The organism is Alteromonas sp. K632G (assembly GCF_017653625.1).
GTDB lineage: Bacteria > Pseudomonadota > Gammaproteobacteria > Enterobacterales > Alteromonadaceae > Alteromonas > Alteromonas naphthalenivorans.
This window is the reverse complement of record NZ_JAGGDM010000006.1, coordinates 35,271-59,884: the sequence shown is the minus strand read 5'-3', so window position 1 is coordinate 59,884 and position 24,614 is coordinate 35,271. Positions and strand designations below refer to the sequence as shown.

Sequence of the window (24,614 nt, the reverse complement as noted above, 5' to 3'; positions counted from 1 at the left end):
TCCCCCAAGGCAAACCATTATTAGCAAGCTACAACACTAAAGATTCTCTTCTGCAAAGCTGGCTAAACGGCTTCGCACTACCCCATCTAGGTTCAGTGTTGCACTGCCGGAGAAGTCTTTGAACTTCTCTACCAAGTAAGTAAGCCCTGAAGTTACGGCACTTAAGTAATTACTGTCGATTTGGGCCAAGTTTCCGCCCACAATAATTTTGGTACCTTCACCGCATCGGGTGATAATAGTTTTAAGCTGTGACGCAGTTAAGTTCTGAGATTCATCCAAAATAACAATAGAATTTTGAATGCTTCGCCCGCGCATAAAGTTAACCGACTTATACTGAATATTGGCTTTTTCCATGATGTAATTCATAGAGCCTTTCACATTTTCGTCGTGCTTATGTAGCACCTCTAATGAGTCTGTGATGGCCGCCAACCACGGCAACATTTTCTCTTCTTCCGTGCCCGGCAAGAAGCCTATCGATTCGGCTATTTCTGGCGTGCTACGTGTCACGATTATCTTATCGTACATGTTACGCTCTACCACCATTTCAAGGGCGGCGGCTAGGGCCAAGAGGGTTTTACCGCTACCGGCAGGACCGGTAAGGATCACTAAGTCGATGTGTGGGTCGAGTAGCGCATGAAGCGCCATGGCTTGACCAATATTCTTTGGCGTTATTCCCCACGCATGACGGCCCATTAAGCGCTCATAGCCTAAATCAAGCACCTCAAGAGAGTCGCCGTTAATAGCTTCAACCAGTCCAGCAAACTCGTTGCTTTCATCGAGTAAAAACTCGTTTATGTAAGCTTCTGGTAGCATGGCTTTGGGAATGGTATGAATGGTATCGCGACCTTCAGTGCGACTGTCTACACTTTTCACCTTGTCCCAGAAGTTGCCCTCAAAGCGATGGAAACCCCGAGAGAGATATTTAATATCACTAATAAGTTGGTCGGTGCGATAATCTTCAACATGCGCAAGACCTGCGCCTTTCGCTTTAAGGCGCATGTTGAGGTCTTTAGTGACTAACACCACTTGTTGCGGTGCATTCGCTTTTTGTAAATGCAACGCCACATTAATGATGCGGTTGTCGTTCTCATTACTGGTGAACACTTGCTGCGATTGCGCCATGCTCAAATCAGTATAAATAGACAAAGAACCTGTCGGCGCTGTTTCACCTGCGCCCATTCCAACCATAGACACACCGGCCACCATATTTTCAGGTGACGCATCGTGCAGTAAGTCTTCCATTGCACGAATAGATACTCGCGCATCTCGGGCAACGTCTTTCTTACTGTCTTTGATGTAATCTAGTTCTTCAAGCACGGTCATTGGTACAACGACATCGTGTTCTTTAAAGGAGAGAAATGCGTGAGGTTCGTGCAGCAGAATATTGGTATCGAGGACGTATATTTTTGTATCAGTGGAATTTTTTCTTGGCATCCTTTACTCCGGTAAATAAGGCCAGGCACACACAACAAATTAGCGTGCTAGGAACAGTTCCGCTGAAGGAGGAGAAGTTGTCGCTCGAACAGGACTTCCACTCCTTGTCGCGTCGACCGAAAAGTGGCAGTAACCTAAACACCGCCACTTCACACGCTTGCCCAACAAACAATCACAAGCGCTAAATCCACCATAATCCAGATTTTCATTATTAGCACTGTTTTTCTGCTAAATATTTTTTCTTGTGTACCTACTCTCCTCCTCCAACCACACTGTTCAACCCAAGATTAAAACGCGCAAATGGGCTAGTATTAATGACTTATTAATACACAATGCGTACAATACCGCCCCCGCAAAAAAGGTTGGTGATTTATGAGTTCAGGAAATCCGTTTTCCATTGGTCAGCGTTGGTTAAGTAATTCTGAAACCGAATTAGGTTTAGGCGCTGTTATTAGTGTTGATTTTCGCTCAGTTGAGTTGTTTTTCCCTGCCACGGGAGAAGCGCGAATGTATACAAAGCAAGACGCACCATTGACCCGTTTGGTATTCGATATTGGCGAAACCGTGAAAAGCCAAGACGGCTGGCAAATGACTATCTCTGAAATTGAAGAAAGTCAGGGCGTTTGCATTTATTTCGGCATTCGCGAAGACACCAAAGCACAAGTTCGTCTTTCTGAAACCTTACTTGATCACCACATTCGATTAAACCAACCTGAAAGGCGATTGTTCAGCGAACAACTCGACCACCCTAAGTGGTTCGACTTGCGCCTAAACGCACTAAATCACCAATACGATTATTTACGCTCTAGCACACTTGGTTTAGCCGGCGCACGTATTTCCCTTATTCCCCACCAGCTGCATATTGCCTCTGAAGTGGGTAGCCGTCATGCGCCGCGTGTTTTACTTGCCGATGAAGTTGGCTTAGGTAAAACCATTGAAGCTGCGCTTATTATCCATCAGCAGCTTCGTACCGGTCGTGCGCAGCGAGTGCTAATTTTAGTGCCAGATTCATTGGTGCATCAGTGGCTGGTTGAAATGCTGCGCAGAATTAACCTGCCTTTCGCTATTTTTGACGAAAGTCGATGCGAAGCCTTAGATGATGACGGTGAAACTAACCCCTTTGATAACGACCAGTTAGTGCTATGTAGCATCGACTTTTTGAGTCAGAGCGAAAAGCGTCAGCAACAAATTCAAGCGGCATCGTGGGATTTAATGGTGGTTGATGAAGCCCATCACCTTGCGTGGTCTGCCGATGCGCCCTCTGCTGAGTACACTTGCGTAGAAGCGTTAGCCAATGAAACCCCAGGGGTATTGCTGCTTACTGCAACCCCTGACCAGCTAGGCCATGAAAGCCACTTTGCTCGCTTGCGTTTACTCGACCCTGCCCGCTTCCATAGCTACGAAGCCTTTTTAACCGAAGAGTCGCGTTACAGTCAGCTTGCAGACGCAGTAGCCCCTTTGCTTTCAGACACCACACCGGACGAAAAACAGCGCACTAAGCTAACCGACTTCGCCCCGGATGTGATGGAAAATACCGGCGATTTAGCACAGCCTGAAGCACGCAGAGAACTGGTGCATCAGCTTATCGATTGCCATGGTACTGGCAGAATGCTGTTTAGAAACCGCAGAGCCAACATTGAAGGCTTCCCTGACCGTGTACTACTTGGCTACCAACTTGAACTGCCAGAGGCGTATGAAAGTGCGGTAACCGGTGGTGATTTAACCCATGCGTTATACCCTGAGCGTATGCCTAGTGTAGTGAATAGCTGGATGGATGAAGATCCTCGCGTAGGCTGGTTACTTGATTTTATGCAATCGGTTAAACCCGAAAAGATATTACTGATTTGTGCCAGTGCGCGCACCGCACAAGAACTCGGTGAAGTCATTCGCACTCAAACCGGTGTTCGTCATAGCGTATTCCACGAAGGCATGAGCATTGTTGAGCGAGATAAAGCGGCTCACTATTTTTCAGACGAAGAAGACGGTGCGCAAATATTGCTGTGTAGTGAAATTGGCAGTGAAGGTCGTAACTTCCAGTTTGCCCATCACTTGGTGTTGTTCGATTTACCCGTTACACCAGATTTACTAGAGCAGCGAATTGGTCGCCTAGATCGTATCGGTCAAACTCAAACCGTTGAAATTCATGTACCTTATTTGAAAAACACGGCTCAGCACGTGTTGGTGGATTGGTATCATGAAGGGTTGAATGCATTTGAGAAAACCTGCCCTACTGGATCAGGCGTGTTTGACGACGTAAAAACCTTGTTGATTGGCGCGTGTTTGCACCCACACGACCTTCATACCCGTGATGAACTTATCAACTTAAGTACCACATTAAATAGCCAGCTAGTGGCACAGCTAGAAGCGGGTCGTGACCGTTTATTAGAGCTTAATGCATCGGGTGAAGGCCGTGTTGAACAGTTACTTGAAGACATCATATTGCTTGATAACTCGCAAGATTTGTCTCGCTTTATGGGCCGACTATTTGATGCTATTGGTGTTCAGCAAGAAGAAAAAGGCAGCGATTGCTTTATTCTAATGCCAACCGAATCTATGGTTAGCCAATTACCAGGCCTCGATCCTGAAGGCATGACGGTAACCTATAAACGCCGCGTGGCTACCACCTTGGAAAATGTTCAATTCTTAAGTTGGGATCACCCTCTTGTACATACCGCTATCGATTTAGTACTTAGTGATGTGCACGGTAAGAGCAGCATTGGCTTTATTGCCGACCCTGACCTTCCCAAAGGCGCTTACTGGTTAGAGGCACTATTTGTATTAGATGCTAATGCGCCTAAAGCGTTGCAACTTGGCCGCTTTTTACCGCAAACGCCCATGCGTATTTGTTTGGATGCGCAAGGCAAACAGGTAGATTTAACCTTTGACGTGAAGCGTAAGGTAAACCGAAAAATTTCGCATCAGCTTATAAAGGCACTGCATCAACCGCTTACTTTAGCAATTGAAAACAGTCGTAAACTGGCACATCAACAAGCGAATCAAAAACTGCATGATGCGCTGCAAGACATGCATAAAACGCTAAACAGTGAAATTCAGCGTTTAGTCGATTTACAAAAGCGAAACCCGTCAGTACGTGACAGTGAAATTGAATTTATTGAAAACCAAATGAGTGCCTTAGATAAAGTAATACAAGGCGCTGACGTACAGTTTGATGCATTACGTTTAGTGGTGAACAATCCTTAATGGCTAATCCTGCATTTGTATATAACCCGCCGCTACAGCCTTATTTAACTATTCTCTACCAAGATGATGACATCTTGGTAGCGAATAAGCCCAGTGGCTTATTAAGTGTGCCCGGTAAAGCAGAAGAACATAAAGACTCGCTTATAAGCAGAGTAAATACCGTGTTTCCTACGGCCACTGTGGTACATAGGCTTGATATGGCAACATCGGGCATTATGGTGATGGCGCTAAACAAAGAAAGCCATCGGCATATTTCAAAGCAATTTGAATTACGCCAAACCAAGAAGCGCTATTTCGCCCGTGTTTTTGGCAAGGTTAAAAGCAACCAAGGGGAAGTGAACTTACCCCTTATTTGTGATTGGCCTAATCGCCCGAAGCAAATGGTGGATTATGAGCGCGGCAAAAAAGCCCTGACCCATTATGAAGTGGTAGAGGTAACGTCTGACGAATCACATCAAGTGGTTAGTTCAAAAAATGATACTAGCTTCGGCACTAGCCCTGGCGTTAACTCCCCCATTAGCACCGTGGCAGGCGAGGAAAACGAAACCCTAGTAGCCTTATACCCAGTTACAGGGCGCTCTCACCAACTTCGCGTCCATATGCTTGAGTTAGGTCACCCTATCTTAGGCGATAGGCTTTATGCCCATGATGAAGCGCTAGGTATGGCTGAACGATTGCAGCTGCATGCAGAAAGCTTGAGCTTTGCACATCCTGCATCGCAAGATTGGTTAACGTTTCAAACGCCTATTCCGTTCACTGCTTATGCCCACTACACCCCCGCTCCACTGTCTATAGATTAAGACTTACGGGCGCTAATTAGTAACCTGCTACCCCCATTTTTTCATAAGCGGTAGACTCATAAAGCACTAAAATACTCTTGGTTCGAACTGAAGTTTTCACAGGTTTGGCCGATAATAAGAATGTTGAATGCTTTATTGGTACGCCATGTTACGTTTATCTCGTTTTCTTGTGGTGGGTTGCAGCTTATTATCTTTTTTGCTGTGTTCTGTGCCTTATGCGCAAGGGCAAAACTTGTATGAGGATATTACCCACGCTTTTTTACCCGATGACATTACTTATGTAATGGCTGGGGAAATCCGCGTGCCTATTTTTGAGAGCCCCTCAGCATTACCTATTTCACGCGGCGCGGCCATTATTTTAGCTGATGCCTCGCCTAGCGGCCTTTCCATTGGGGATGCACGTCACTTAGCCAGTTTACTTAATGCCAAAGGGTGGCATGCGGTGGTTAGCCCAGTTTCATCCACGCTAGAAGAAGACCCTGACCTTCCCGTTGATGAAGCCATTCACCCGAAAAGTGACAGTCGACTTCAGCGACAAAGTTACGTATCGTCCAGTCAGCATTTAACCATATTAATTAATGCGCTAAACACTCACCTTGAAAGTCATCAAGGGTTTAGAATGAACATTGCTTATGGTATGCAGGCTGCACAATTGCTGGATTTAGGTTCTAAAGGCATTATTCCCTCACCAGACACTTTAGTCGCCATCACCCCCTTTTGGCCGAATGCCGACATTAATCGCGGTGTACCTGAATTTATTGCCGGAACAGAATTTCCGGTATTAGATTTATCTATTAACGACACCAATACATGGGCGTCGCAAACAGAAACGAAACGAAAACAACTTGCCATCACCTCCCTCAAACTCCACTACAGACAACAGTCACTCTCAACCCATAATTCAACCTTTGGTCTAATGGACAATGAAAATAGCGCTAAAATTCAGTTAATTGCTGGCAGCGTTCTTGGATGGGCTCAACATTTAGGCTGGTAATTAGGATCTAAACCAACTAGTCTAATTTATAGCTTAAAACAGTAACCTATCTTATTTGCCTTGGGTTTCACGAGGTATCACTGGGTGTTCTGAACTATAATTCATTTTAATCTTTAATAACGGCGGCTGTGTGTCTATGACTGTTCAAGCATTCGTAAACAAAAAGGCCAAGCAGCTGTGTTTTTATCTGAGGTCATTTTGGCAAGGAGAGCTTCCGGTCGAGGAGATCGAACTATTCTTTTGGGATAGTATGGAAGAATGGGGCCAGATAGAGTACACATTTACCCAACCTTACACCTATAAGGAACGGGTCTTTTGGCATTTGCTCCATCAAGTCCATTTTTGGCAAGAAGATAAGTTACGTTCAGATAAATATCTCGTCGATGAGTTAATGAACTGTGTATTGTTCTTAGAAGGTAAAGGGCACTGCCCCATCGACTGTGTAGGTATCCGCCCCTAGCGGCTTTCGTTATTCATTAATTTATCAGTGATTCAACCCTTTATTGCTCGTTTTCATTGAAACTCAAGCGTGATCATGGCTCAATATGAATGGATCACGCTTTGGCCATGGAACACATTTGTTAGACTCTCTCAAAACTTATCACGACCGTCGTTACCTCAGTATATTTCTATTTGGCATTACCAGTGGTTTTCCATGGATTATGATTAGCTCAGTGCTATCGGCCTGGCTAAAAGATGAAGGCCTATCTAGGTCAGCCATTGGCTTGTTTGGTGCTATCTTTGCGGTCTATTCATTCAATTTTCTTTGGTCTCCTTTAATTGACCGCGTAAAACCTCGCTTTCTTGGCCAACGTCGAGGCTGGATTTTCATCATGCAAGGCGGCATAGCCCTGTGTTGTGCGTTAATGACACAATTATCAGCCAATAGTCACTTGTTTTATTTGGCAGTGGTAGGTTTACTCATCGCCATTTTTTCTTCTACTCAAGATATTGCGATAGATGGCTATCGAATTGATGTTATTGAAGAAAATGACAATGATGGTTTATCTGCTGCATCTTCCGTTGCCACTGCAGGATGGTGGACGGGCTATGGTGGACTTGGCGCCATTCCGTTTTTTATTGCGGACAATAGCAGCTGGTACTGGCCTGACATTTACGGTTTACTCGCCCTGTTTATGCTTGTACTTATGGTCAGCACGGTGTTTGCCAAAGAGCCAGACATAGATCGGGACCTATTGCGTAGCCAAGCGGTAGCGAACCCAGCACACAGCAATACAGGCGAAGCGTCTTCTAAAATAGCGCTTTGGTTTAAACAAACCTTAGTAGCCCCCTTTTCTGAGTTTTTCTCACGCAATGGCGTAAAACTCGCTTTGTCGTTTTTACTGTTTATATTCTTGTTTAAAATAGGAGAAGCCTTCTTAGGAAGAATGAGTATCGTTTTTTACAAAGAAATTGGTTTTTCAAATAGCGATATCGGCACTTACTCAAAGCTGCTCAACTGGTGGGTAACCATTATCTTTTCTCTGATAGGTGGGCTAGTTAACATTCGCTACGGCATTTACAAGGGGTTAATGACTGCCGGCATTGCTATGGCGGCTTCCAACCTTATGTTCTCACTTATTGCCACTACCGGGCCTGATGTTACCCTTCTGGCCGCTGCGGTCATTATCGACGGCTTTACGGCTGCTTGGAGCACCGTGGCCATGGTCGCTTTTATTTCCCTGTTGTGTAATCGCGCTTTCAGTGCCACCCAATACGCCCTTATGGCATCGCTAAGTGTAGCGGGAAGAACCTTAGTAGCATCCAGTAGTGGTTTCGTGGTTGATTTCCTTGACGGTAATTGGAGCCAGTTCTTTGTTATTACAGCACTTATGGTTATTCCCAGCTTGCTGTTCTTACACAATATTCGACATAAGATCACTCATTTAGAAAAATCTAAAACTTCTGAGTAATAAGGTTGCAATAACTCATTTCCCATCTAAAGTTAAACTACTGTGCATATAAGCAATAATGAGGAATGAGTTCGTAAAAGGATGGCCTAAATTAGCCATACGATAAGCTTTCACTTGGCTTCAATGTAGCCGATTAAAACGTAGTAGTAGTGGGTTTGGCGAAAGCCCTATGGCTAAGTGGAAAGCTAGTAACGTCTAAGAGAAAATCAAGAAAAGACCAATAGTAGGCGTAGTAGCATGGAGTCGCTATGAGCAAGAATGAAGTACCGTTTAACGAAGCAACGCATTGGAATTTATACATCGCTACAGGGTTTGCCGTAGTTATATTGTGTTTTTTCGCCTACCTATACCACTTTTTACACACCCACTATACGTTGTCGCAATCGCTAAGTGCGAGCAACTCACTGCATCATGCACTCATTGAAATAGAAAACCATATTGAGACACTTACTAAGCCACAACCTTCAGATGAAATAGCCACTATTCAGAGGGAATTAATGCCCCTTGTCGTTGAAGCAAAGTATCACTTTCAACATGCTTTTTTAATTGACGATGCGCATTTCGATGACTTTAATACCCAAGCACTCAGTTTAGATGCCTATATCAGCGAACAACAAATGAGCACTTCACTTTCACTTCCCGAGCAGGTGAAAGTCACTTTTTATTTGCTCCGTACTATTGTTGGTTTACCCCCTAGTGAAGTAGCGGGTTATCTATCCCCCCCGCTTCAGCTTTCGCCACTCATTAGAGATATTCGGCTTCAAGAACAAATCACCTTGAATCGGTTGAGTCACAGTGCTCAGAACCTCAAGGTAAGCTTGTTCGTGATTACCGCCTTGTTAGCACTTTCTCTTATGGCGCTGTGGCTATTTGTTTTCTCAAAAATCAACCAAAATAGAACTCGCCTACTTAAGAAAGAAGCGCATATCTCTTCGAAATATCGAGAATCTGAAGCCTTACTTGAGAATGAAAAGCGCGACTTCCTAAACTTAATGAGCCACGAGTTTAGAGGACCAATTAGTGCCATCATTACTGCACTAGAACTTATTCCTAACATGAAACAGCAGCAAGGAAAGCTTATTCAACAAGCTGAGCAATCATGCTATCGGCTATTGAATTTAACCAACAACTTGCTGGATATCTTGTCGATTGGCAGCGAACAAGATAAACACATCGGTCGTGTTGACCTCATCAGCTTGCTCGACGAATGCATTGCCCCTTACTCCGTTCAGGTTAGAGGGAAAAAAGTCGAATTCACGATGCATTGCAACCATAGCGTACCGCACTTTATTGAAGGGGATGCCACAAACTTATCTAAAGTCATCCGCAACACGTTAGACAATGCCGTTAAGTTTACACCCAATGGCATTATCCACGTAGATGTCACAACTTTGGTGAAAAACAAAAAAATATTTTTAGTCATAAAAGTTAAAGACTCAGGACTTGGTATTGCAGATGACATAAAACCTAAAATTTTTGAACGCTTTTTCCGTGGCGAACAGCCGCTAGATCATCGGTTTCCCGGTGCTGGCATTGGGCTCACCGTGGTACAAAAAAGCATTAATCAACTCGGTGGCAGCCTTTCCTTTACTAGCCAAGAAGGCATTGGCACTGAGTTTGTTGCCACTATTCCCATTACGCCTTTACCTGATATCGAAACATCCAAAACGAACACTAGCAATGCGCGCTTCGCTATCGTTGATGATTTAGAAATTTCTCGACTGCATATTCAAAACATTATTACGGGCGAAGGATTTTCCGCGCGTTGTTTTGCTTCAGGTTCAGACCTACTAAGTCTGCATGATGAGTTACTTCAATACACCGCCATTTTCGCTGACCTTTACATGCCGGGTATCGATGGCTTAGAGCTTACTCGAACACTTCATGCTATTTATGGAAAACGTACGCCCCCCATTGTGGTGCTATCGGCAACACCGGACATTGCCAATGTGATTGCAAATAGCCAGCTTGAAGTATGGCAGTCTTTTGTTAAACCTGTTGATAAGAACCGTATTGTGGATACCCTTCACCATTTGGCGCAACCGAACAAGTCTGCCTATCAGCCAGTCAATCATGCCAAAATACTGGTGGTAGAAGATGAACTTATCAATGCACAAATGCTAGAAAACATGCTGATATGCATGGGCCACTCGCCAAAGACTGTAACTAATGGAAATGACGCCATTATTCAGGCCCGTGAAGAGCCTTACGACGCTATTTTGTTAGATATTAATTTACCTGATATAAGCGGTTTAGAAGTGGCAAAAATTATTAAAGAGAAGAAGCCGAACATTCCTATAATTGCTATTACGGCTAACGCACATAAAGACGATAGAAAGGCCTCTGAGCTTGCAGGTATTCGCTACCACTTGGTCAAGCCTGTAACCTTTCAAGAATTGAAAAATACGCTTGGATTGACGCTGCTAAAGTTATAGAGCGTAGACGCAGAGTTGGTGTGTAATAAGCGCACCACCAACTCTGTTTTATACTACCGAAAACGACGATGTAAATAGCAGCGTTACGCTCCGGCCAGCGCGCTAATACAGTATTTGTTTCGACCACTTTCTTTAGCTTCGTAAAGCGCCTGATCGGCTTTCTCAAGCCAAGCCATAGAGCTTTTACTGTGAGGGTCGAATTCAGCTAAGCCTAAACTCACTGTAAAGGTAATTTCTTCACCATCATGCTCTACCACCAAACGCTCGGCCAAACGACGAATACGCTCAGCGACTATGACGGCTTTTTCAACGGAGGAATCGGTGAGAATAACGGCAAATTCTTCGCCGCCATAACGGCCAGCTAAATCGGTTTCTCGGACACAGCGCTTAATAAGGGCAGAAAGCATTTGAATAACTTTATCGCCAGCTTGGTGACCATAAGTATCGTTCACTTTTTTAAAGTGATCGATATCTAACATCATTGCGGTACTCGCCTTATCTTGGCGCTTCGCTAACTTATAAGATTGCTCAAAACGCTCCTGCCAGTATCGACGATTAAATAGCCCTGTTAAGCCATCAATTCGACTGGCTGTTTTCAGCTCTTCATTCAGCCTTTCCATACCAATTTTGCTGAGTGCTTGGTCTGTTACGTCATAAACTACGATACAGAACCTCTCAACCTCACCGGTTTCAGAAATTAAGGGAAACATGGTCACGTTCTGATACATGTAACTGGCTTGGCAAGTAATGGGCCTATTGCCGCCAAATTTAAATAAATATTGGCGCTGTTCCCAAATAATAAATACAGGACTTTTTAAGTTGAAGACCGGACCTGATTTAAGCCTTAACCATTTTTCATCTATTTCTGAAAAATGGTTAAACAACGAGGTGCCTTTAATATCGTGCGGTGGAATGGAAGAGTGGTTTTCCATGAATTTATTCCACTCCTCTACATTGAAATCTCTATCTAACACGACAATACCTACTTCGATAGAGTCGAGCAGTTCAGCAGGCAAATTTCCGTTTTGGGTGAGTGAAATCATTATGAAGCTTCCTTGTCTACATCCACTAAACGACCATAAATATGGTTCATCGCTTCATCGGGAAACAGCAGTAACAAGTCGAATGCAATATCTCTGGCTTTAATAGCGTAACCAATCTCGATTGCCATGACTTTGCCCCACTTCTTAACATTGTCGTTTATTAACGCAGCTAGCCCCTGATGACGACCGAGCAATACAGGAAGCGTATGGCTAAACGACACGTTTAATTGTTCAGACAGTCCATTTAGGCATGCGCCGATTAAAATGTTCGACACATCCATTAACGCTTCAAGCTCTAGGCTGCCAGTAGATTGATGGGCATCGTATTTTAATAACTCAACAATGTTTTGTGAGTTAATATCATTGAAAATAACCAGCGCTTCACCGCGAATTCCCGCACTGACAAAACCTTTCGATACTGCCGACACACAGTCGTTGCGATTTATCTCGGCTATGGCCATCGACAGTTCATTACTTTCTAGCAAATTGACATTGGGAATAGGCAGGTCGACAAACTCGCCCATAAGCTGCGCTAGGCTTTCACCGGCTCGCCCCATAGCAATATTCACCATTTCACGGTACGCATCTAGCTTGTCTTCCAATGACGATGCATCGGTGTCTCTTGCAACGGCTTCTCGCTGTACTGCAGTAGAAACACCACTATAAATGCCGTAGGAGGATAAAATATTGGTGAGCTTTTCGTTATCAATTGGTTTACGAATGAAATCGATGGCACCTAAGGCTAGCATTCGTTCTCGCGCTTGCGCTTGTACGTCTCCTGATACCACGATAACCAAGCAAGGTAAGTCTTCCTTACGAATGGCCTCCATGGTTTCATAGCCATCCATAACAGGCATATTCAAGTCAAGAAAGACCACATCACCTTTACCAGCACGGATAACCTCAAGGGCTTCTTGTCCATTACCGGCAAATGAAATCTCAACCTCCCAACTATCTGGGATACTGCGTGCCATTTGGCGTCGTGCAAAACCTGAATCATCACATATAAGAATAGGTGTAGACACAAAACCTCCTTATATTGCGACGGGTGCTTTGATATGGGGATGAGAATGATAGCCTTTAAGCGTAAAGTCCTCAAATGAAAAATCAAAAATGTCTTTCACGCTTTTGTTTAATTCCATAACGGGCGGCGCGAAAGGCTCTCGGCTTAACTGCAGGTCAACTTGCTCTAGATGATTACTATATAAATGCGCATCACCTAAGGTCAGGATGAAATCACCTGGCTCAAGGTCACACACTTGGGCGATCATCATGGTAAGTAAAGCATAGCTAGCAATATTGAAAGGAATACCTAAGAAAATATCACCGCTGCGTTGATATAGCTGACAGCTCAATTTGCCATCAAGCACATAGAATTGAAACATAGTATGACACGGTGGCAATGCTTGCTTACCCATACTCGCATTTTCACGTGGCGAATATTGCGTATCTGGCAAGACAGACGGATTCCATGCACTGACAATAAGACGGCGAGAATCTGGGTTGGTTTTAATTTGTTCAATCACATCAGCTATCTGATCGATAGTGGTGCCATCGCCATTGTCCCAACTGCGCCACTGCTTACCGTAAACAGGGCCTAGTTCACCCTCTTCTGTTGCCCAACCATCCCAAATGCTCACGCCATTCTCTTTCAAATAAGCGATATTACTTTCGCCTTTCAAGAACCATAGCAGTTCGTGAATAATAGATTTGAGGTGGCATTTTTTAGTGGTAACTAACGGAAAGCCTTGTTGTAAGTCAAACCGCATTTGATAGCCAAATACACTTAACGTGCCGGTTCCAGTGCGGTCTTCCTTTTTTACACCTGTATCACGTACATGGCGCATCAATGCGAGATATTCTTTCATCTTTCTTCTTATTTATTGTTTAGTTTGTTGCTGTTGGCGGGTGTAGGCGCGCACTATTAGCCCTATGCCTAATGCAATCATAGGTAAACATAATAGCTGCCCTTGGCTAAGCCCCATTTGGTATAAACCAATGTGAGCATCTGGCTCTCTAAAGTATTCCACGATAAAACGGAAACTCCCATAACCAAGTAAAAAGACACCACTTACCGCGCCAACCGGTCGAGGTTTGGCAGAATAAAGCCACAAAATAACAAACAATAATACGCCTTCCAAGGCAAATTCATATAACTGGGAAGGATGGCGAGGCACATTACCGGCGTTTGGGAAAATGATAGCCCAAGGCACATCAGTGGTACGGCCCCATAATTCAGCGTTAAGGAAGTTTCCGATGCGTCCTGCGCCTAAACCAATGGGAACTAGTGGTGCGACGAAATCGCCTAATTGCAAGAAGGTGGCTTTCATTCGCTTAGCTTGCCACATTAACGCCACTAATACGCCAACAAGCCCGCCATGGAACGACATACCACCGGCCCATATTTTAAACAGGTAGAGGGGGTTTTCTAGAAACATGCCAAACTGATAGAAGAACACATAGCCAATACGACCACCTAAAATCACACCAACAAAGCTCCAGAACAATAAGTCGCTAAGTTGATCTCGCGTCCATTCAGTGCGCGACAAACGCTTCTGCGCTAACAAATACGCGGCAATAAAACCAACGAGGTACATCATGCCGTACCAACGGACACTTAATGGCCCGAGGCTAAAAATAATAGGGTCTATACTGGGAAAAACCAAATAACTGCTTTCAGCCATACGCTTAATTAATTCCTACAAACATTTTGATACTTACCAACACTAACAAACACGCTAGCATTGCTTTTAAAACTCGAGTATTTACCCGCTGGCCCAGCTTAGCGCCGATACCTGCGGTAAATATTGATGTGGTGACAATACCTGCTGTGGCGGGCAAATATACGTAACCTAAACTCCACTGTGGCATACCTGCTTGCTGCCAGCCCGCAGCAACAAAACTAGCGGTGCCAAATACTGCGATTAGCAAGCCACTAAATGCCGCGCAGCCAATCGCCAATCTTATGTTAATTCTGAACCACACTAAAGCTGGTACTAACAAGGCGCCACCACCAATACCCATCAGTGCGCTAATTAAACCTGTGCCGCTACCCACGCAACTTAGCACCCATGGCGATGCTTCGCTGTCTGATGTTTTCTGCTTACCAAATATCATTTGTGCGGCAATAATAATAACCAAAACCGCAAAGATGTCTTTTAATAGCGCACCGGAAATATGACTGGCAATTTGCGCCCCTAAGATAGCACCTATTGCTATACCAAACCCAGTATAAAGCACCGTTGGTTTATGGATATTACCTAAGCGATAGTGTGCGAACGCAGACGACATGCCCGTAAAAATGATGGTAGAAAGTGAGGTAGCTATGGCCACCGGCATCACGGTCTCAACGGTCATACCAGCAAAGTGAATCAGTAAGTAGGAGAGTACAGGAACGATGATAAGACCACCACCTATACCTAACATTCCTGCTAATAACCCGACGACCACGCCAAGGACTAAGCAGCTCACAAAAATGATGGTTAACGGTTCCATACAAAATCCTTTATCACACAGCAGAAACTAGCATTTACACTGCTAGCGCCATGCCTATTTTACGCACCTGCCCGTATTAACCCACCTAAGCCTTTTGTTTCTAAATATTCGTTTAAATGTCCGAATACTTGTTCATGGCTTTGCGACGTTAACGCGAGAGAAAGAAGCTGTTTGCTTTCCGCCAGCGAAACCTTACGAATAAGCCAATTAATTTTTCGAATATTGAACGCATTCATACTTAAACGACGATACCCCATGCCCATTAATAAAATAGCACCTGCCGGTTCACCGGCAATCTCGCCGCAAATGGTAACAGGGATTTGGTTCTCGTTTGATTGCTGCACAATGTCGTAGAGTGCAGCCAATACCGCAGGATGGTAGCTGTTGTACAGCCCCGCCACACGAGTGTTGTTTCTATCTACCGCCAACAAGTATTGCGTTAAGTCGTTACTGCCCACCGAGAAGAAATCTACGTGTTTCGCAAGCTGCGGCAGTTGATACAATACCGAGGGTACTTCTAACATGATACCTAACTTAGGCCGCTGAAGTACTTCACCCGACTCACAAACCTCGTCACATATCTCAAAGTAGGCTTGGTTAACTAAGCGCTTGGCTTCTTGCACTTCTGCCACCGTGGATATCATTGGTAACATAATGCGTAGGTTTTTAAGCCCAATACTGGCTCTTAGCATGGCCCGTACTTGTACCAAGAATATCTCGGGGTGATCGAGTGTTAACCGTATGCCCCGCCACCCTAAGAACGGGTTCTCTTCATTGATGGGGAAATAAGGAAGGGGTTTGTCTCCTCCCACATCAAGGGTACGCATGGTAATCGGTAAATCGGGTGCCGACTCTAAGATTTGGCGATAAAGCTCAACTTGCTCTTGCTCAGAAGGAAAACGCTCCCGTAGCATAAAGGGAATTTCAGTACGGTACAGACCAATACCCGAGCCAATATGCCCAGCATTAAGCTCGGCTTCAGCAGACAAACCCGCATTGATGTATAGCGACATGCGACAGCCATCTACGCTTTCACAAGGCTGCCCGGCTTCGGCGTCTATGCGCTCGGTTATTGCCGACTCTTCTTCAATAAGCTGAATAAATTCAGTTTTGATGTTCCGCTCTGGGGAAACAATTACCTCACCTGCATAACCATCGAGTAAAAGCTCTTTACCCTCAAGCAGTGCAGGAGACACATTCTGACACCCCATCACCGCAGGCACACCCATTGCCCTTGCTAAAATAGCGGCATGAGAGTTGTTTGACCCCCGTATAGAGATAATGCCTTTGAGCTTTTCTCTTGGGAACTCAGCCAGCATGGTTGCCGATACTTCATCGGCCACCAAAATACTATCTTCGGTGGCGAGTTTTTCTACCAGCTTTTGCCCTTGGCCTTCGGTAAGAATATTCGCCAAAATACGATCGGAAAGGTCGACGATATCGATGGCACGCTCTTGCATGTAAGGGTCGTCCATCGCGCGAAAACGTGCGGCGTAATTTTCGACCACCATTTTAAGTGACGACGCAGCATCCCAACCTTGCCTGATTTTCTCTTCTACCTCGCGGCCTAAGCTATTGGCATCAAGTAAATGGTGATAAAGCTGAAATATGGATTTAACGTCATCAGGAATATCGTCATCTAAACTTTTCGATAATCCATCCACGTGTTGGCGCGTGACTTCCACGCCTTTGCGGTAGGTTTGGATTTCGTCGTTTGGATTTTTACTGCGTTTAACAACCCAGTTTTTTAAATTAAGTGACTTATCTGGTGAGAAGCCTTTACCAATTGCTAAGCCGGGCGAACCCGCAATACCAGAGACATTTTTTTGCAGTGCAATACTGTTTACATTGGCGGTATTGTTTAGTGCGCCGCGCATGTCAGCATTGGTAATTTCAAGCGCTAGCTGGGCAGCGAGGGTGACTAAGAATGCTTCTTCGTCTTCACTGAAACGGCGCATTTCACTTTGCTGTAGGGTAATGACGCCTAACACTTTACGCTGGTGAATAATGGGCGTACCCAAAAATGCGTTGTAATTTTCTTCTTTAACTTCAGGGTAGTGTTTGAATCGAGGATGATGCTGGGCGTTAACAATGTTAAGCGGTTCTTCACGCTGACCGACTAAGCCAATTAAGCCTTCAGAAAAGCCTATATGAACTTGCTCTACTGCATCAGGGTGCAGACCGTCGGTAGCCTTTAGAATAAAGGTTTGTTTCTCGTAATCGGCAAGATAAATAGAGCATGAGTCTACATCCAGCGTTTGTTTAACGCGAGATGCCAGACGAAACAAGGCAGTATCTAGCGCAGGAATTTGATTCATTTCCTGCACGATACGTTTAAGCGTGGTTAACATTGCGCCTTTGTGACCCTGAGTGTCCAATCGCTACTCCCTATACTTTGCTCGTTCGCCTAGCCTCGTCTACGCTTTTTACCGCGCTTTTGCGACGACGTATTATGGCGCTGTTGTGGACGCTGTTGAGCAGCCATTACAACAGGGGAAAACTCCTTCATAACCCGACGGTAGACGTCTCGCTTGAACGACACGACATTTCTAATTGGATACCAATAGCTCACCCAACGCCAATCATCAAATTCTGGGTGCCCTGTTTTCAATACATTCACGTCCCGCTCATTACAGTCAAGCTGCAGCAGGAACCACTTTTGTTTTTGGCCTATACAGACCGGATTACTTCCCTGACGAATTAATCGCTTAGGAAGCTTATATCTAAGCCAGTTACGTGTAACACTTAAAATGGTGACATCTTTCGGCGTCAGTCCCACTTCTTCGTGCAGCTCGCGGTACATAGCTTGTTCGGCAGATTCCCCTTCATCAATTCCGCCTTGAGGGAACTGCCATGAATGTTGACCATAACGCCTTGCCCAAAATATTTGACCCATTTTGTTGCAAATCACTATGCCCACATTCGCACGGAATCCATCGGCATCTATCACATAGACTCCCGGGCACACTATACTTTTATATCTCTGCATTCTTCCATAATATATACACCATTCAAAGCATTAATCGAAATTCATGCTTTCCTTATAGAAAATTACTGAGCTGAACTATGCGTCCACCCGAGTCTCCACCTGAAAATTCAACCACGTTATTAGCGCGCTGTGACGCCATTGCGGGCTTAACCTTGGGAGAATTAGCCCATATGGCTGACGTTGCCATACCAGAAAACTTACAGCGTCATAAAGGTTGGCCAGGCATGTTAATTGAACGTTGGCTAGGGGCCAGTGCCGGCTCTAAACCTCAGCAAGACTTCCCAGAGCTGGGTATTGAACTTAAAACTATTCCCATCGATGCCAATTTTATGCCTCTTGAAACCACCTATGTTTGCTACGCCCCCTTATTGATGCAGCCAGGGTTAACGTGGGAAACAAGCAGTGTACGCAATAAAATTCAACAAGTGCTGTGGTTACCTATTGAGGGAGACAGGCGCATACCATTGGCGCAGCGCAGAGTCGCCAGTGCGTTTTATTGGCAGCCGAGTGCACTAGAAGATGCGATGTTAAAACAAGACTGGGAAGAGCTTACAGAGCAAATACTGACGGGGCATGTAGAATCAATCACTTCTCGACAAGGCGAGGCGTTGCACCTTCGCCCTAAGGCTGCTAGCGGCAAAGTATTAACTGATGCTTTAGGTCCGCAAGGCGAGCGAATAAAAACGCGCCCTCGTGGGTTCTACTTGCGTAAAACCTTTACCCAGCAGGTGCTTTATAATGCGTTTAGCTAGCATGGCTTTGTAGATTAAATAAACAAAGCCTACTGAACTAGTGTGGTTCTTGGCTATTGCGCAGGTATTTCACTAACACATCGCCTAAAAACTTTTCAGAATTAAGACCTAAGCGTTTCGCCACTTTTGCTATTTTGGCATCACTTCGCAGCAGTACATTTTTGGCGTAGTCCAGCCGGTACTGGTACACAAAACCGCGAAAGTTTTTCTTAAGCTCTAAGTGCAAGGCAATCGCCAAGGTGGTGGGATCGACTCCTGCCTCATCGCTAAAGTCTTTCAATGTTAGCCCCAGCTTCTTGTAGTTTTTACCATCAATCATGGTGCGCTTAGCTTGACCAATGACCGCTCGCACTTCGGCTGGCTTTACTGCACCTTCATCCAGCCGCTCGTAATCTAAAGGCGACGGTGACGTTACCCTAGGAAAAGTAAGGCTGAATAGCACCACGAGCAGAGAAACGCCAAGGGCCGTATGATGTAGGCTTTCCCAAAAAGGCACTGCAAAAAAGCCAAAGGTGGCAGCAGTCACCAGCAAAATACTGGCAAACGCCACAACAACCGTATTTGCCATGACGCTGGCAAGTCTTGGTACGCGAAACTCTTGAACGTCAACCGCCTGTTCGGGTAAATGCCTATGATACATTTGAATGTGTTCAATGATGAGAATACCAATGAGCAACACGCAGAACCCTGTAGTTAACGAAGCTAAGTAAGCTGGCCATAACATTAATGGCTCGCCACTTGGGGAGGCTTCTAACCACAATAGCTTGTCTTCAGTGGGAATAAGCAAAATAGTTAGTTGCAGCACGGCCATTACCCAAAAAGGCACCCACAATCGAGAACGTTTAGACGGATAAGCCAAAAGCATGGGCTTTACCATTCTATAGCTACATGTCATCAGTAGCACCGCAAAGACGTCTGACAGCCCATAAAGGGGCGCCAGTTGGGTTAACTGCCACAACCGCATCCATTCATCTAGCATGAAAATGGGCCAGCTCAGAATAGCCGCAGCTAGCCAGGGGCTCTGAAATATACGGTGGCGATAATACACAAATCTTATTACCACAATAAAATAGAAGAACAGCGCCGCATAAAGGGCGTAGTCATACACCATATCTGCTTTCACCTTACTACATCCTTGTTCACGATTTACCTAGTGTCATTACCAGTAAATATCTCGTTCTAACGCCACAGCGCGGGTTCGCTCCATGACTTTCACGAGCACGGTCAGCTTACTGCTTGTCCACTTACTAAGTTCATCTTGTGTCTCTAATTCGGAGTCTTGTACCGCTTGGCGAAGCATAAGTAACGCATTAAGCTCCTCTATGCCGGTTAACAAATCTAACCAAGGTGCTCTGAAGTTACCCCGCTCTTCTAAAAACAAATCCCCAAGTAAAAAACCGCTCCACAAGGTTTGTCGAAGCACAACTTCTACCAACGTATAGTTGGCGGGGCCCATGGTTTTATTGGCTGGCATACTTTGCTGCACCGTTTGCCACCCCTGAGATAACCACCCTTTGGCATGATCTAATACCAGCAAATCGTACCCTGTAGCTTCTCTACGCCATGGTTTTGCGTTAATTAAGTCGATAGCTTTCAGCTTAATATCGGTAGCCATGCTGTCGAAAAATAAACTGGCTGGGTCATGTGCATGCAGCAGCCCTGCTTTACGTCCCTGCAAATAACTGACAATAGCCGGGTGTTTGCTTAAGGTTTTGTGGAACAGGCTCTTTTTAGACAATAAATACCGTAAGCTTTGCAAGTCATCTTGCCAGGCCCATTGCTGTGCGTAAGCAATAAGCTTTTTATGCAACGCAAGCATTTCTGGGCACTGTAAAACAGGTAAATACAAAGACACACTTTGTAACAGCAAGCGCACGCTCTTGGCCACTTCAGCTAAGGTTTTAATAGAGCCACTTTCAATAAATACATGCTCATGGTGCTGCCAATGGGCTAAAGCCAATTGAAGTGCGCTTGAAAAGGCTTCTTCGGTAGACGATTTTGGATTTAGCGGCAAAAAGTCTGGCAAGGGTTTTACTTTGGCGTTAAAGCCATGCAGTAGCTGATACCCTTGCGCCGCTTTAGACACGTCGCTTAGCCTGACATCCATACAACTATTTATGTGCGTTGCCAATATAAAGAGGCTGTCTAGGTCTCCACTTTGCAATTCTAGCTCAATTTCATTAATGGGCGAGCTGGCTTTATCGGTAGCCGCCTCACCGCAATCAAGCACTACCTCTACGCGACTCTTCTCTACCTCTACAATATAAGCATGGCGAGTAAAGTGGGTACTAAATTGCTTTTCCAATTTGCTGTTCATGCTGGGAATATTCCAGCTAGAAGGCCACACTGAAGTATCAAACAGGGTTAAGTCGGGTTCAGGTGCATCAAGGTCAATGTTGTATTCTGCACGTTGATGTAACCCACCACTGACTTTCCCATTGGTTTTTAAGGTTTGCTCGTAGCTGCCATTATTGCCGCGCACACGAAAACCCATCTTACTTTCTTGAAAATCGTGATTTACCGTATCGTAGTAATCGTTTTCAAGCCGAAGTTCGGTGTGGGAAATGAGGGTAATATTATTTTTTTCAAAAAGAGGGAGTACGCGGTCTTTAAAAGCTTGATGCGCACCATCTTGAGTAACAAATTTTAGTTCAATTTCAGACATATTTGCGCAGTGGCACACGTGATAATGATGCAACCTTACCTGTGTCCAAACTAATTCGCAATGACACTGTTAACTGGTTGCGATGAAATTAACCAGTAGACAAAAGTGGAACAAACTTGCCTTTATCGCGGTCAACCAATACCATCTCCATGTTTTAGACGAGTATTTGGACTACCTATGATTCGAAAGTGGTTAGCAGTTGCCCTTTTTGCATGCTCTTGCCAAGCGCTGGCTCTTCAAGAGAGCGATACGCTAGAAGCGTCGTCGTCGCACTATATTCGCGATGATTTATTTATCTTTTTACACACGGGCCCAGGCCGAAACTACCGTATTCTAGGGTCTGTAGAGGCAGGCACACCGATTACTGTGCTAGACCGTGATGCTGATGCAGAGTTCACACAAGTGACCGATGATGAAGGTCGTAAGGGGTGGATTGAATCAAAGTATGTGACTACAGAGATGTCACAAGCTGAAAAACTACCTATGCTAAGTGAGCAGTTAGCACAAAGCCAAACCAGCTTACAAACTACCCAACGTGAGAATGCAAACCTGCGCCAGCAGCTTAATGATGCGCGCCAGCAAATTACGCAACTCACAACGGATACTGAACAACAAAGCAACGATATTAAACGCTTAAGTGCTCAAGTAGAAAGCGCTGATAAAGATGAACTGGTCACCTGGTTCACCCGTGGCGGTATTGTTGCCGGCGCAGGTATTTTATTAGGCGTACTTCTGACTTATATGCCGAAAAAGCGTAATCGCAGTAAAGAATGGATGTAATTACCTGTACTGCTCTATCGACAAGGCAAAATTGTCGAGGTTAAACAAAATAAGCGGCTTGTTAGCCGCTTATTTTAAATCCAGCCTGTTAAGTGACATTCACAATTACACTCACAACTACACATCGGTATTTTCAGGTTCATTGAGAGTTAGCGTGACGTGATAACCATTTACGACCACACCTGCTTGGCACTGCCACCCCAACCGTTCTGTTAATTTAGTAATTAGCTTAAGTCCCAACCCATAACCAGTATCTTCAACGTTTGATAGTGGAGAAGCCTCTGCGTCATTCTGGTTCTCGATGGTTAAGGTAGTGTCACATAATGTAATAGACACTACGCCGCTGTCGGTATGTTGGAAGGCATTTCGGATAACATTACCAATAATTATTCTACTAGCAGTATCTGGCAGGTACATTGTTGTACTTGGCACATTCACATCGACGGTTACGGTTTTTCCTTTTAGTAAGTATGCTAAGTCATCACAAAGCTGCTCAACCGTGGTGGCAATATCCACGGGATGATAAGGCAAAGGTTGACTGTCTTCGCGCGCTAACCACAATAAGGTTTCAGTTAAATCGGTCATTGTTTTAGAGGCATTATCAATCCGCATTAAGGCATTTTCCCCTTTACTGCCTATTGTATGCGCTTGATTTTCTAACTGCTCTTTTTCCAAAACACGCTGTAGCAATTCCGTACTGCTTCGAATAACAGCAATGGGAGTACGTAACTCATGACTCGCGTGATTAACAAAAGTACGCTCTCGCTCAAGGGTTTGTTTCACGCTTTGCAGGCTGTTGTGTATCAGTGACGCAAGCGCATTGAGCTCTTTGTAACGAAACCTTGGGATAGGCGCATCAAGTTGCTTTTCATCTAGCGCCGCCGCCCAATCCTGAAGCATTTCTACGGGCTTAGTCACGCTTCGCATGATAAGCAACAATACAATTGCAAACACAACCAGTGCACTTATTCCAATAATGATACTCACCAACTCATGGCTTAACCACACCGGCCGACGGCCACGCCCTTTTGGCTCACCAAACACCTGAGAAATGTACCTTACCTCGCCGCTTTCAAGCGGTACCATCACTAAAAATCGTGCTGCGTACGGGCGCGTGAAAAACCAATCACGCTTTAAATCTTTAGCTAAAACAAAAGGAATAAGCTCGTCTTGCCTAAATGACGCGAGGATTTCTTCTGGTTGTTGGTCAAATTCGGCACTGATGTAGAAGTTCAAAACACGTTGAGGTAACTCACCTGTTAACTCGGTATTGCTTGCCACGCTTACCATAGTGCCGCGCAACATGCCGTCCATACCTTGAAAAAAGCGCTCAGCTGAAAACATTGAAAACAACGTGATCAGCACACTTCCTACGGCAAGCAAGGTCCACAACACATAGCGACGTAAACTCAGGTGTAAGCCTTTAACCATATCAAACGTCCTCGGCGAGGTAAAAACCACTGTTTGGTTTACTTAGCACTGAAAGTGAGGCATTCACCTGTTCTAGACTTTTTCGTAAATGATGCATGTGCACTTTGAGCACATTGCTTTCGGGTGCTCCATCTTTCCAAGCTGCTTCAATAAGCCGTTCTCGGCTAACCACTTCCCCTTTAGCTAACAACAGTTTTTTAAGCAGTGCATAGGTAATGGGGCTAAGTTTAATAAGGTTGCCACTTGTATGGGCTTCTTGCGTATTCATGTTGAGTGTCACATTACCCATAGCGATTTGATTTACCTGCGCAGAACGGCGCCCCGATAATGCGGTTATCCGCGCCACTAATTCAGCCATCGCAAAGGGTTTAATCAAATAATCGTCGGCCCCTTTTTGAAACCCCGTGAGTTTGTCTTCAAGCTGATCTCGCGCGGTGAGCATAATAACAGGGGTATCGTTGCCGTCGTTTCGCAAACGCTCACAAACGCTGAAACCGTCGAGTCGAGGCAAGTTGATATCAAGCACTAGCACATCGTATTGATGCTGATTAATAAACTGCAATGCCGCCACGCCATTGCTGGCATGGTCGCATTGCATATCCTCTAGTTCCAAGTAGTCAAGAACGTTACCAGCCAAGCCAATATCATCTTCCACTAACAACACCCGAATCATTCCGTCCAC

Annotated in this window: 20 protein-coding genes; 8 read left to right on the top strand and 12 right to left on the bottom strand. The window is 44.9% G+C overall.

Annotation, left to right across the window (positions count from 1 at the left end; genetic code table 11):
• Positions 1–36 precede the first annotated feature (36 nt).
• The gene (locus J5X92_RS07540; protein ID WP_129736360.1) at positions 37–1,434 is read right to left on the bottom strand and encodes a PhoH family protein; all 1,398 of its coding nucleotides are present in this window, start codon (positions 1,432–1,434) and stop codon (positions 37–39) included.
• Between the two features lie 372 nt (positions 1,435–1,806).
• Here J5X92_RS07540 and rapA point away from each other — a divergent pair, with 372 nt between their 5' ends.
• From rapA to J5X92_RS07510, 6 genes are all read left to right on the top strand, one after another.
• Positions 1,807–4,635 carry an RNA polymerase-associated protein RapA gene (gene rapA / locus J5X92_RS07535; RefSeq protein ID WP_208805260.1) on the top strand — a complete coding sequence of 943 codons (2,829 nt, stop codon included), beginning with the start codon at positions 1,807–1,809 and terminating at the stop codon, positions 4,633–4,635.
• The gene (locus J5X92_RS07530; protein WP_129736353.1) at positions 4,635–5,435 is read left to right on the top strand and encodes a pseudouridine synthase; all 801 of its coding nucleotides are present in this window, start codon (positions 4,635–4,637) and stop codon (positions 5,433–5,435) included. The genes rapA and J5X92_RS07530 overlap by 1 nt, the downstream gene beginning before the upstream one ends.
• Before the next feature lie 127 nt (positions 5,436–5,562).
• Positions 5,563–6,429 carry a DUF3530 family protein gene (locus J5X92_RS07525; RefSeq protein WP_208805258.1) on the top strand — a complete coding sequence of 289 codons (867 nt, stop codon included), beginning with the start codon at positions 5,563–5,565 and terminating at the stop codon, positions 6,427–6,429.
• A 136-nt stretch (positions 6,430–6,565) separates the two neighbouring features.
• Positions 6,566–6,889: a hypothetical protein gene (locus J5X92_RS07520; RefSeq protein ID WP_208805256.1), complete on the top strand. Its 324-nt coding sequence runs from the start codon at positions 6,566–6,568 to the stop codon at positions 6,887–6,889.
• 118 nt (positions 6,890–7,007) lie between these two features.
• A complete protein-coding gene (locus tag J5X92_RS07515; RefSeq protein WP_244360427.1) occupies positions 7,008–8,342 on the top strand; it encodes an MFS transporter in 1,335 nt (444 codons plus the stop codon).
• 248 nt (positions 8,343–8,590) lie between these two features.
• Positions 8,591–10,777, top strand: coding sequence for a response regulator (locus tag J5X92_RS07510; RefSeq protein WP_208805252.1), 2,187 nt, complete (start codon positions 8,591–8,593; stop codon positions 10,775–10,777).
• A gap of 83 nt (positions 10,778–10,860) precedes the next feature.
• On the opposite strand, the gene J5X92_RS07505 is transcribed toward J5X92_RS07510, so the two are convergent.
• The 7 genes from J5X92_RS07505 to rppH are packed head-to-tail and all read right to left on the bottom strand — an operon-like array spanning position 10,861 to position 18,265.
• Positions 10,861–11,820 (bottom strand): sensor domain-containing diguanylate cyclase, encoded by a 960-nt coding sequence (locus tag J5X92_RS07505; RefSeq protein WP_013785510.1) that lies wholly within the window; start codon positions 11,818–11,820, stop codon positions 10,861–10,863.
• Positions 11,820–12,845 carry a response regulator gene (locus J5X92_RS07500; protein ID WP_208805251.1) on the bottom strand — a complete coding sequence of 342 codons (1,026 nt, stop codon included), beginning with the start codon at positions 12,843–12,845 and terminating at the stop codon, positions 11,820–11,822. The genes J5X92_RS07505 and J5X92_RS07500 overlap by 1 nt, the downstream gene beginning before the upstream one ends.
• A 9-nt stretch (positions 12,846–12,854) precedes the next feature.
• On the bottom strand, positions 12,855–13,688 hold the full coding sequence (locus J5X92_RS07495; protein WP_013785512.1) for a thymidylate synthase: 834 nt from the start codon (positions 13,686–13,688) through the stop codon (positions 12,855–12,857).
• 12 nt (positions 13,689–13,700) lie between these two features.
• On the bottom strand, positions 13,701–14,504 hold the full coding sequence (gene lgt / locus J5X92_RS07490) for a prolipoprotein diacylglyceryl transferase (RefSeq protein WP_013785513.1): 804 nt from the start codon (positions 14,502–14,504) through the stop codon (positions 13,701–13,703).
• A gap of 4 nt (positions 14,505–14,508) precedes the next feature.
• Positions 14,509–15,315, bottom strand: a complete 807-nt coding sequence (locus J5X92_RS07485; RefSeq protein WP_057794086.1) for a sulfite exporter TauE/SafE family protein — start codon at positions 15,313–15,315, stop codon at positions 14,509–14,511.
• Positions 15,316–15,374: 59 nt separating this feature from the next.
• A complete protein-coding gene (gene ptsP, locus J5X92_RS07480; protein ID WP_041452591.1) occupies positions 15,375–17,666 on the bottom strand; it encodes a phosphoenolpyruvate--protein phosphotransferase in 2,292 nt (763 codons plus the stop codon).
• A 56-nt stretch (positions 17,667–17,722) separates the two neighbouring features.
• A complete protein-coding gene (gene rppH / locus J5X92_RS07475) occupies positions 17,723–18,265 on the bottom strand; it encodes an RNA pyrophosphohydrolase (protein ID WP_041453052.1) in 543 nt (180 codons plus the stop codon).
• 116 nt (positions 18,266–18,381) lie between these two features.
• On the opposite strand from rppH, the gene mutH reads away from it, so the two are divergent.
• Positions 18,382–19,056, top strand: coding sequence for a DNA mismatch repair endonuclease MutH (mutH, locus tag J5X92_RS07470; protein ID WP_013785517.1), 675 nt, complete (start codon positions 18,382–18,384; stop codon positions 19,054–19,056).
• A 37-nt stretch (positions 19,057–19,093) separates the two neighbouring features.
• Here the strand turns inward: mutH and J5X92_RS07465 are convergent, their stop codons facing one another.
• Together J5X92_RS07465 and J5X92_RS07460 are read right to left on the bottom strand one after the other, a co-directional pair.
• On the bottom strand, positions 19,094–20,179 hold the full coding sequence (locus tag J5X92_RS07465; RefSeq protein WP_208805250.1) for a DNA mismatch repair protein: 1,086 nt from the start codon (positions 20,177–20,179) through the stop codon (positions 19,094–19,096).
• 36 nt (positions 20,180–20,215) lie between these two features.
• On the bottom strand, positions 20,216–21,721 hold the full coding sequence (locus J5X92_RS07460; RefSeq protein WP_126873167.1) for a CYTH domain-containing protein: 1,506 nt from the start codon (positions 21,719–21,721) through the stop codon (positions 20,216–20,218).
• A gap of 177 nt (positions 21,722–21,898) precedes the next feature.
• On the opposite strand from J5X92_RS07460, the gene J5X92_RS07455 reads away from it, so the two are divergent.
• Positions 21,899–22,501: a TIGR04211 family SH3 domain-containing protein gene (locus J5X92_RS07455; RefSeq protein ID WP_126873166.1), complete on the top strand. Its 603-nt coding sequence runs from the start codon at positions 21,899–21,901 to the stop codon at positions 22,499–22,501.
• Between the two features lie 117 nt (positions 22,502–22,618).
• On the opposite strand, the gene J5X92_RS07450 is transcribed toward J5X92_RS07455, so the two are convergent.
• Positions 22,619–23,932, bottom strand: coding sequence for a HAMP domain-containing sensor histidine kinase (locus J5X92_RS07450; protein ID WP_126873165.1), 1,314 nt, complete (start codon positions 23,930–23,932; stop codon positions 22,619–22,621).
• 1 nt (position 23,933) lies between these two features.
• Positions 23,934–24,605 carry a response regulator transcription factor gene (locus J5X92_RS07445; protein WP_208805249.1) on the bottom strand — a complete coding sequence of 224 codons (672 nt, stop codon included), beginning with the start codon at positions 24,603–24,605 and terminating at the stop codon, positions 23,934–23,936.
• Between the last annotated feature and the right edge of the window lie 9 nt (positions 24,606–24,614).

Bases quoted from the DNA above. Each gene is read 5' to 3' on its own strand.
- J5X92_RS07505 (WP_013785510.1), bottom strand. From the start codon at position 11,820: ATGATTTCACTCACCCAAAACGGAAATTTGCCTGCTGAACTGCTCGAC.
- lgt (WP_013785513.1), bottom strand. From the start codon at position 14,504: ATGGCTGAAAGCAGTTATTTGGTTTTTCCCAGTATAGACCCTATTATT.
- mutH (WP_013785517.1), top strand. From the start codon at position 18,382: ATGCGTCCACCCGAGTCTCCACCTGAAAATTCAACCACGTTATTAGCG.
- J5X92_RS07455 (WP_126873166.1), top strand. From the start codon at position 21,899: ATGATTCGAAAGTGGTTAGCAGTTGCCCTTTTTGCATGCTCTTGCCAA.
- J5X92_RS07530 (WP_129736353.1), top strand. From the start codon at position 4,635: ATGGCTAATCCTGCATTTGTATATAACCCGCCGCTACAGCCTTATTTA.
- J5X92_RS07520 (WP_208805256.1), top strand. From the start codon at position 6,566: ATGACTGTTCAAGCATTCGTAAACAAAAAGGCCAAGCAGCTGTGTTTT.
- ptsP (WP_041452591.1), bottom strand. From the start codon at position 17,666: ATGTTAACCACGCTTAAACGTATCGTGCAGGAAATGAATCAAATTCCT.
- J5X92_RS07495 (WP_013785512.1), bottom strand. From the start codon at position 13,688: ATGAAAGAATATCTCGCATTGATGCGCCATGTACGTGATACAGGTGTA.
- rapA (WP_208805260.1), top strand. From the start codon at position 1,807: ATGAGTTCAGGAAATCCGTTTTCCATTGGTCAGCGTTGGTTAAGTAAT.
- J5X92_RS07450 (WP_126873165.1), bottom strand. From the start codon at position 23,932: ATGGTTAAAGGCTTACACCTGAGTTTACGTCGCTATGTGTTGTGGACC.
- J5X92_RS07525 (WP_208805258.1), top strand. From the start codon at position 5,563: ATGCTTTATTGGTACGCCATGTTACGTTTATCTCGTTTTCTTGTGGTG.
- J5X92_RS07445 (WP_208805249.1), bottom strand. From the start codon at position 24,605: ATGATTCGGGTGTTGTTAGTGGAAGATGATATTGGCTTGGCTGGTAAC.
- J5X92_RS07510 (WP_208805252.1), top strand. From the start codon at position 8,591: ATGAGCAAGAATGAAGTACCGTTTAACGAAGCAACGCATTGGAATTTA.
- J5X92_RS07460 (WP_126873167.1), bottom strand. From the start codon at position 21,721: ATGTCTGAAATTGAACTAAAATTTGTTACTCAAGATGGTGCGCATCAA.
- J5X92_RS07540 (WP_129736360.1), bottom strand. From the start codon at position 1,434: ATGCCAAGAAAAAATTCCACTGATACAAAAATATACGTCCTCGATACC.
- J5X92_RS07485 (WP_057794086.1), bottom strand. From the start codon at position 15,315: ATGGAACCGTTAACCATCATTTTTGTGAGCTGCTTAGTCCTTGGCGTG.